This is a genomic window from Streptomyces sp. NPDC048297 (assembly GCF_043201585.1).
Taxonomy (GTDB): Bacteria; Actinomycetota; Actinomycetes; order Streptomycetales; family Streptomycetaceae; genus Streptomyces.
Genome location: NZ_JBICZA010000012.1, coordinates 52,483 through 61,692, shown reverse-complemented (window position 1 = coordinate 61,692; position 9,210 = coordinate 52,483). Strand labels below are relative to the sequence as shown.

At 70.1% G+C, this 9,210-nt stretch carries 5 protein-coding genes; all 5 read right to left on the bottom strand.

Features of this window, described 5'->3' with window-relative positions; genetic code table 11:
- Positions 1 to 108: 108 nt before the first annotated feature.
- The gene (gene topA, locus ACGFYV_RS15410; RefSeq protein ID WP_393878880.1) at positions 109 to 2,973 is read right to left on the bottom strand and encodes a type I DNA topoisomerase; all 2,865 of its coding nucleotides are present in this window, start codon (positions 2,971 to 2,973) and stop codon (positions 109 to 111) included.
- A gap of 257 nt (positions 2,974 to 3,230) precedes the next feature.
- Positions 3,231 to 3,428: a hypothetical protein gene (locus ACGFYV_RS15405; RefSeq protein ID WP_393878879.1), complete on the bottom strand. Its 198-nt coding sequence runs from the start codon at positions 3,426 to 3,428 to the stop codon at positions 3,231 to 3,233.
- Positions 3,429 to 3,863: 435 nt separating this feature from the next.
- The gene (locus tag ACGFYV_RS15400; protein WP_393878878.1) at positions 3,864 to 5,405 is read right to left on the bottom strand and encodes a methyltransferase; all 1,542 of its coding nucleotides are present in this window, start codon (positions 5,403 to 5,405) and stop codon (positions 3,864 to 3,866) included.
- A 258-nt stretch (positions 5,406 to 5,663) separates the two neighbouring features.
- Positions 5,664 to 6,272 carry a small secreted protein gene (locus tag ACGFYV_RS15395; RefSeq protein ID WP_393878877.1) on the bottom strand — a complete coding sequence of 203 codons (609 nt, stop codon included), beginning with the start codon at positions 6,270 to 6,272 and terminating at the stop codon, positions 5,664 to 5,666.
- A 195-nt stretch (positions 6,273 to 6,467) separates the two neighbouring features.
- A complete protein-coding gene (locus tag ACGFYV_RS15390) occupies positions 6,468 to 8,876 on the bottom strand; it encodes a sodium-translocating pyrophosphatase (RefSeq protein ID WP_393878876.1) in 2,409 nt (802 codons plus the stop codon).
- Positions 8,877 to 9,210: the final 334 nt, after the last annotated feature.

Here is a 9,210-nt window from a genome sequence, read left to right as displayed (position 1 = left end):
CCCTCGGCCGTCAGTCCTCAGCCGCCGACCGCCAGCCCTCAGCCGCCAGCCGTCGACCGCCGGCCCTCGGCCGTCAGTCCTCAGCCGCCGACCGCCGGCCCTCGGCCGTCAGTCCTCGGCGCCGGACGCCGCGGCCTTCTTCGCGGCGGCGGTCGTCTTCTTCGTGGCCGCCGTGGTCTTCTTGGCCGTCGTCGTCTTCTTCGCGGCCGTCTTCTTGGCGGCGGTCTTCTTCGCCGGGGCGGCCTTCTTGGCCGGAGCCTTCTTCGCCGGGGCCTTCTTCGCCGTCTTCTTGGCGGGCCCCTTCGCACGCTTCTCGGCGAGCAGCTCGAAGCCGCGCTCCGGGGTGATCGTCTCGACGCTGTCGTCGGAGCGGAGCGTCGCGTTGGTCTCACCGTCGGTGACGTACGGGCCGAAGCGGCCGTCCTTGACCACGACCGGCTTGCCGGAGACCGGGTCCTCGCCCAGCTCCTTCAGCGGCGGCTTGGCGGCGGCCCGACCGCGCTGCTTCGGCTGGGCGTAGATCGCCTGGGCCTCCTCCAGCGTGATCGTGAAGAGCTGGTCCTCGGTCTGCAGCGAACGCGAGTCCGTGCCCTTCTTCAGGTACGGGCCGTAGCGGCCGTTCTGCGCGGTGATCTCCACGCCGTCGGCGTCGGTGCCCACGACACGCGGCAGCGACATCAGCCGCAACGCTTCCTCAAGGGTCACCGTGTCCGGGGACATGGACTTGAAGAGGGAGGCGGTACGCGGCTTGACCGCGTTCTTGCCGGTCTTCGGGGTGCCCTCGGGGAGGATCTCCGTGACGTACGGGCCGTAGCGGCCGTGCTTGGCGACGATCTGGTGGCCGCTCGCCGGGTCCGTGCCCAGCTCGAAGTCACCACTCGGCTTGGCCAGCAGTTCCTCGGCCATCTCGACGGTCAGCTCGTCCGGCGCCAGGTCGGTCGGGATGTCGGCGCGCTGGTGCTGCTCGGTGTCCTTCTCGCCGCGCTCGATGTAGGGGCCGTAGCGGCCCACCCGCAGCACGATGCCGTTGCCCACCGGGAACGAGGACACCTCGCGCGCGTCGATCGCGCCCAGGTCGGTCACCAGTTCCTTGAGGCCGCCGAGGTGGTCCCCGTCGCCGTTGCCGGCGTCGGCGGCGCCCCCGACGCCCCCCGCGGCGAAGCCGCTGTCGGACGTGGTCTCGCCGAAGTAGAAACGCTTCAGCCACGGCACGGACCGGGCCTCGCCGCGGGCGATGCGGTCGAGGTCGTCCTCCATCTTGGCGGTGAAGTCGTAGTCGACGAGCCGGCCGAAGTGCTTCTCCAGGAGGTTGACCACGGCGAAGGACAGGAAGGACGGCACGAGGGCCGTGCCCTTCTTGAAGACGTAGCCGCGGTCGAGGATCGTGCCGATGATCGACGCGTACGTCGACGGGCGGCCGATCTCGCGCTCTTCCAGCTCCTTGACCAGGGAGGCCTCGGTGTAGCGGGCCGGGGGCTTGGTGGCGTGGCCGTCGACCGTGATCTCCTCGGCGGACAGCGCGTCGCCCTCGGAGACCTGCGGCAGCCGGCGCTCGCGGTCGTCCAGCTCGGCGTTCGGGTCGTCGGCACCCTCGACGTAGGCCTTCAGGAAGCCGTGGAAGGTGATCGTCTTGCCGGAGGCGCTGAACTCGACGTCGCGGCCGTCGGCGGCGGTGCCGCCGATCTTCACGGTCACGCTGTTGCCGACGGCGTCCTTCATCTGGGAGGCGACGGTCCGCTTCCAGATGAGTTCGTAGAGCCTGAACTGGTCGCCGCTCAGGCCGGTCTCGGCCGGCGTGCGGAAACGGTCGCCCGAGGGGCGGATCGCCTCGTGCGCCTCCTGCGCGTTCTTGACCTTCCCGGCGTAGCTGCGCGGCTGCGGCGGCAGGTAGTCGGCGCCGTACAGCTGCGTGACCTGCGCGCGGGCCGCCGTGATGGCCGTGTCGCTCAGCGTCGTGGAGTCCGTACGCATGTACGTGATGTAGCCGTTCTCGTACAGCTTCTGCGCGACCTGCATGGTGGCCTTCGCGCCGAAGCCGAGCTTGCGGCTGGCCTCCTGCTGCAGCGTCGTCGTACGGAACGGGGCGTACGGCGAGCGGCGGTACGGCTTGGACTCGACGGAGCGCACGGAGAAGCGGGTGCTCTCCAGGGCGGCGGCGAGGGCGCGCGCGTTCGCCTCGTCGAGGTGGCGGGTGTTCTCGCTCTTGATCTGTCCGAGGGAGTCGAAGTCGCGGCCCTGCGCGATCCGCCTGCCGTCGACGGTCGCCAGGCGGGCGACCAGCGACGACGGGTCCGAGGAGTCCCCCGCGCGGCCGGTCGCGAAGGTGCCCGTCAGGTCCCAGTACTCGGCTGAACGAAAGGCGATGCGCTCGCGTTCCCGCTCGACGACGAGTCGCGTGGCGACCGACTGGACACGGCCGGCCGACAGGCGCGGCATGACCTTCTTCCACAGGACCGGCGAGACCTCGTAGCCGTAGAGGCGGTCGAGGATGCGGCGGGTCTCCTGGGCGTCGACGAGCTTCTGGTTGAGGTCGCGCGGGTTGGCGACGGCCTCGCGGATCGCGTCCTTGGTGATCTCGTGGAAGACCATCCGCTTGACCGGGATCTTCGGCTTGAGGACCTCCTGGAGGTGCCAGGCGATCGCCTCGCCCTCCCGGTCCTCATCGGTGGCGAGGAAGAGTTCGTCGGAGTCCTTCAGCAGGTCCTTGAGCTTCTTGACCTGGGCCTTCTTGTCGGCGTTGATCACATAGATCGGCTGGAAGTCGTGTTCGACGTCCACACCGAGGCGGCGGACCTCGCCGGTGTACTTCTCGGGCACCTCCGCGGCGCCGTTGGGAAGGTCGCGGATGTGCCCGACGCTCGCTTCGACGACATAGCCGGGGCCGAGGTAGCCCTTGATCGTCTTCGCCTTGGCAGGCGACTCGACGATGACGAGTCGGCGGCCGCCCTGTGCGGTCTCGCTGGTCGGGGACAACTTCGCTCTTCTCTCCGGTCGACGCTGTGGCCTCCCCAGGGCCTTTGTCCCGGGGTCGCAACGTGCTGCTGGCTCGTGTGACGCTGCGGAGTGTGACGGTACATCCCGCCCCCGTGTCAAACGGGAAAAGCCCACAACGGCCACTCGAACGGTAACCCGACTACCGGCATTCCTGCCGCCCGGAGTGCACGGCAGGTCTTCGCCCATGCCCGGAGCGTGATGCTCCGATTACCCGGGCGTCATCGCGCCCGCCGATGTCAGAGGCGGGTGAGGCAGTACCCGCCGAGCCCCAGCGCGACGATCGCGAAGATCCCCGCCAAGGTGGCCGACGCGACCTGGTTCACACCGTGCGCGACCGGCTCGCGCCGGCGGACCCGTGTGCAGGTCCACACCAGCAGAGCGCCTCCGAACAGGGCGAACACCACTCCCGCGAAGATCGCCGGTCCGCTCTCCACCGCGCCCGCCCTCCCGCGTCGCCGCCCGCGTCGTCGCCCGCGTGCCGTGCGGGGAGCGTGGCACGCACGGACGTCGGGCGGACGACATCGGGGTGAACGGAAGGCCGACACGCGATCGAACAGGTGCGCGGGAATCGCGGGGCCGGCCTGGACACCCGTCATTTTCCGGCCGTTTTCCCCGCGGCTTCCCCGCGGCGGCGTGTCCCGGCTCGTGCCACCGGCATACGACGAAGATCCCGGCGCGGCTACGACAGCACGGGGATGCGGGGTACGACGGCCGGAGCAGCCGCCGCAGCCGTTGCGGCCACCGCAGCCGTTGCTGGGCCGCAGCCGTCGGAGTCGTCGCAGCCGTCGGGGCTGTCGGAACCGTCGGGGCCGTCGGAGCCGTCGCAGTGGCCTCGGCCTCCGCGGCCCCGACCGCGCGCCGGCCCCGCCTCACCTGGCCGGTTCGAGGAAGCCCTGCTCCACCAGCAGCCGGATCTGCGCGGGCGTACGGTCGCGCAGCAACACCGGGTCCTCGCCGACGAGTTGCGCGATGGCGTCCAGGATGCGGCCGGCGCTGAGCGTGCCGTCGCACACACCCGCGAAGCCCGCGCCGACCGTGTCCACCTTCGTGGCACGGCGCATCCCGCGGTGCTGGCGCAGCACCACGTGCTCCGGGTCCTCGGCCCCGGGCAGCCCGACCTGCTCCTGGACCACCTCCGCGGTCAGCCTGAAGTGGCCTTCGAGCAGGGCCGCGTCGTCGTGTTCCCGGAGGTAGTCGAGGCGGTCGAAGTGCGCCCTGATCGCCTCGCCGAGGGGCTGCTCGACCGAGTGCGGCCACTCCTCCACGGTGATCGAGGGCTCGGCCGCCCCGGTCCTGCGCAGGGTGATCCAGCCGAAGCCGACGGCCTTCACCTTGCGCGCCTCGAACTCGTCGAGCCAGGCGTCGTACCGCGCCTCGTACTCCGCCTGGTCGCCGCGGTGGTCGCCGGCGTCCCTGAGCCACAGTTCGGCGTACTGCGTGACGTCCTGCACCTCGCGCTGCACGATCCAGGCATCGCACCCGCGCGGCACCCATGACCTGAGTCTGTCCTGCCAGTCCTCCCCTGCCACGTGCTGCCAGTTGGCGAGGAACTGCGCGAACCCGCCCTCGTTCAGCCGTTCCCCTGCCTGCTGAACGAGCGAGCGGCACAGATCGTCCCCGCTCATCCCGCCGTCCCGGTACGTCAGCCGGGCGCCCGGGGAGATCACGAAGGGCGGGTTGGACACGATCAGGTCGAACGTCTCGTCGTCCCGGACCGGTTCGAACAGCGAACCCTCGCGCAGGTCGGCGGCGGGCGCCCCGGAGAGGGCGAGGGTGAGCGCGGTGATGTGCAGCGCGCGCGGGTTGAGATCGGTGGCCGTCACGCGCGTGGCGTGCTGTGCGGCGTGCAGCGCCTGGATACCGGAGCCGGTACCGAGGTCGAGAGCGGAGGAGACAGGGGTGCGGACGGTGATGCCGGCGAGGGTCGTGGAGGCGCCGCCGACGCCCAGGACGACTCCCTCGTCGTGCTGTCCGATGCCGCCCGCGCCGCCGACGGCGCAGCCCAGGTCGGACACGATGAACCAGTCCTCGCCGTCCGGGCCGCCGTAGGGGCGCACGTCCACGGTCGCGGCCACCTCGTCGCCGCCGACGCGGGTGAGCCACCCGGAGTCCAGGGCGTCGTCGACCGGCAGAACGGCCGCCACGCGCGCGTGGGGCACCGGTTGCTGGAGCAGGAACAGCCGGACGAGCGTCTCCAGCGGCGTGTCGCCGCGGGTCGCCCGGAGCGCGGGCACGGTCTCGCTGCGGGCCAGCGCCGCGTACGCGGGGGCGCCGAGCAGGTCGAGCAGGCCGTCCGCGGTGAAGGAGGCGGTCAGGAGGGCGTCGCGCAGGCGGGCGGCGACGTCGGGCCGGTCGGCGGCCGGCAGGGAGGCGGGCAGAGGGGCGGGGCCTGAGTCAGTCACACCCCCCATTGTGGCCCGCGCGGGCGGCCGGAGGCTGCCTCAGCGCGGGCCGCAGGGTGGGCCGCAGGGTGGGCCGCAGGGTGGGCCATAGGTGTGGGGTCGGTCGACCGTAGCCGTCGCCGGCGCCTCACCGGCGGCTGCGGCAACGGCTACCGCTATGGCTGCGGCTGCCTATGCCTCTATGGCTACGGCCGTCGGGGCGTGCAGGCCGGAGGTCGGGCGGCGTCAAGCAGAGGCCGGGCGGCGTCAACCGGAGGCCGGGCGGCGTCAGCCGGTCTTCGCCGACGGTGACGCGTTGACCTTGCAGCTGGGCTGCTGGGCGATCGCTTCCTTCACGTCGCCCTCCTCCAGCCGCTTGAGCGCTGCCGTGCCGCTGTTGCTCTGCTCGCCGATCTGCTTGGTCTGGTCGGCGACGTCGTGCAGGCCCTTGGCGAACTTGCCCTGGTCCTTGGTGTCGAGCCCGTCGACCTGCTTCTTCAGGTCGGCGTACGACGTGGAGAGGCCGTTGAGGTTCTTGACGGCGTCCTGCTGCTTCTTCGCGCCGCCGTCCACGCCGGGAGGCGTTCCGGCACCGGCGATGGCGGAGGCGATCGCCTTGTAGGCCTCGGACATGTCCTGGAAGGCCTGCGCGTACGTGGCCTTGGCGGTCTTGGGCGGCAGATTGCTGTCCGTGGCGATCTTGGCGATCGAGTCGTTCGCCGCCCGGATCTTCGTGTCCTGCGGGGGCACCGCGTCGCACACCGACTTGGCCCAGTCCAGCAGCTTGGGGTCGGGGCCGCTGTCCTTGCTGCTGCATCCCGACAGCGCCACCACCAGTACCGCACCGCTGGACAGTGCGGCCGCGAGCTTCTTGTTCACCGGATCGGTCCCTTCCATGGCTCTCGGCCCACGGAATCTACACGGCGGACCGACCGGCCCTGCCACCGAACGCATGATAAGTCCGATTATGCGACCCTATGCGCCGAGAGAGAGAAGACTCACGGCACCATCGGACCTCCACACACGAACGGGCGGGCGGCGCGCCAACACGCGCCACCCGCCCGCCCGTTGAACAGGCCCTCCGTGGACGGCCTACGAAACCACCGCCGGATCGGCCGAGTTGGAGACCCGTTCGGAGCCCTCCTCGTCGTCGCCGACGGCGATGCCGCGCCGCTTCGACACGTACACCGCGATCACGATCACCAGGAGCGCGAGGACCGCGATCAGGATCCGTACGCCGATGCTCTTGTCGCTGCCGTAGGAGAACTTGATCACCGCGGGCGCGATGAGCAGCGAGACCAGGTTCATGACCTTCAGCAGCGGGTTGATCGCCGGACCCGCGGTGTCCTTGAAGGGGTCACCGACCGTGTCACCGATCACCGTGGCGGCGTGGGCCTCGCTGCCCTTGCCTCCGTGATGACCGTCCTCCACCAGCTTCTTGGCGTTGTCCCAGGCACCACCGGAGTTGGCGAGGAACACCGCCATCAGCGTGCCCGCGCCGATCGCGCCCGCGAGGTAGGAGCCGAGCGAGCCGACGCCGAGCGTGAACCCGATGAAGATCGGCGCCATGACGGCGAGCAGACCGGGCGTGGCCAGCTCCCGCAGAGCGTCCTTGGTGCAGATGTCGACGACCTTGCCGTACTCGGGCGTCTCCGTGTAGTCCATGATCCCGGGCTTCTCACGGAACTGCCGCCGCACCTCGTACACCACCGAACCGGCCGACCGCGACACGGCGTTGATGGCCAGTCCGGAGAAGAGGAAGACGACCGCCGCGCCCGCGATGAGGCCCACGAGGTTGTTGGGCTGCGAGATGTCCAGCGACAGGCTGAGCGGCGCCCCCGGCCCGGTGAGCTTCGCCCCGACGTCCTGCACGTTGGTCGTGATCGCATCCCGGTACGACCCGAACAGCGCCGACGCCGCGAGGACGGCGGTCGCGATCGCGATGCCCTTGGTGATGGCCTTGGTGGTGTTGCCGACCGCGTCCAGGTTGGTGAGCACCTGCGCGCCCGCGCCCTCGACGTCGCCGGACATCTCGGCGATGCCCTGCGCGTTGTCGGAGACCGGCCCGAAGGTGTCCATGGCGACGATCACGCCGACCGTGGTGAGCAGGCCGGTGCCGGCCAGGGCGACCGCGAACAGCGCCAGCATGATCGACGTACCGCCGAGCAGGAACGCGCCGTACACGCCGAGCCCGATCAGCAGCGCGGTGTAGACGGCCGACTCCAGGCCGAGCGAGATGCCGGCGAGGACGACGGTGGCCGGACCCGTGAGGGAGGTCTTGCCGATGTCCTGTACCGGACGGCGGGTGGTCTCGGTGAAGTAGCCGGTCAACTGCTGGATGACGGCGGCGAGCAGGATGCCGATGGCGACCGCCACCAGCGCGAGGATCCGCGGATCGCCGTCCTTGCCCCGGATCGCCGCGTCCGTGACGCCGTCGAGGCCGGAGTACTTCGCGGGCAGGTAGACGAAGACCGCGACCGCGACGAACACGAGGGAGATCACCGCCGAGATGAAGAAGCCGCGGTTGATCGCCGTCATGCCGCTGCGGTCGGAACGCCGGGGGGCGACCGCGAAGATGCCGATCATCGCGGTGAGGACACCGATGGCCGGCACGAGCAGCGGGAAGGCGAGTCCGGAGTCGCCGAAGGCGGCCTTGCCGAGGATCAGTGCGGCCACCAGGGTGACGGCGTAGGACTCGAAGAGGTCCGCCGCCATGCCCGCGCAGTCGCCGACGTTGTCGCCCACGTTGTCCGCGATGGTCGCGGCATTGCGCGGATCGTCCTCCGGAATGCCCTGCTCGACCTTGCCGACCAGGTCGGCGCCGACGTCGGCGGCCTTGGTGAAGATGCCGCCGCCCACACGCATGAACATCGCGATCAGGGCGGCACCGAGGCCGAAGCCCTCCAGCACCTTCGGAGCGTCGGCCGCGTACACCAGCACCACGCAGGAGGCGCCCAGCAGGCCGAGCCCCACCGTGAACATGCCGACGACGCCGCCCGTACGAAATGCGATCTTCATCGCGGTGTGCGAGACGGTGGTGAGATCCTTTTCGGGTTCGCCCGGGGCCGGGGTGGCTTCCCGGGCCGCCGCGGCGACGCGCACATTACTGCGCACGGCGAGCCACATGCCGATATAACCGGTGGCCGCCGAGAACGCCGCACCGATCAGGAAGAACACCGATCGTCCCGCACGCTGATTCCAGTCGTCCGCAGGCAGCAGCATGAGCAGGAAGAACACGACGACGGCGAAGACACCCAGCGTGCGCAGCTGCCGGGCGAGATACGCCATGGCTCCTTCCTGGACCGCCGCGGCGATCTTCTTCATGCTGTCGGTGCCCTCGCCCGCCGCCAGCACCTGACGCACCAGGACGCCCGCGACCGCCAGGGCGGCCACGGCGACCGCCGCGATCACCGCCACGATGATCCGGTTGTCGTGGGTCAGGACCGCGGCTGCGAGGGTTGTGGGGTGGCCCAACTGATGAGGGGTAGAAAGCCCCGCCATTCGTCCTCCTTGACGCTTGGGCTGAGCTCAAGATGTGGACGGGATTGTAGGTACCCCCGAGTGATCTAAACAGGGGACGGTAAACAGAAATGGCCTTCGTGCCCACTTCAGCAAATGATCGAGGACGCGCCACGGGGCCCGAAAGAGGTAACGCCCCAAAAGCATTGACGGCCACATTGATGCTTGATCAAATTATCGGGGTATTGATCGTGAATTCATTCACGAATTCCGCGGCGACGGAAACGCACGGTGGAAACAACGAGAAAGGCCCTGCTCAGCAGGGCCCTTCGAGGGTGGGGTGCGCATCAGGAGTGCGGTGCACTTCGAGAGTGCG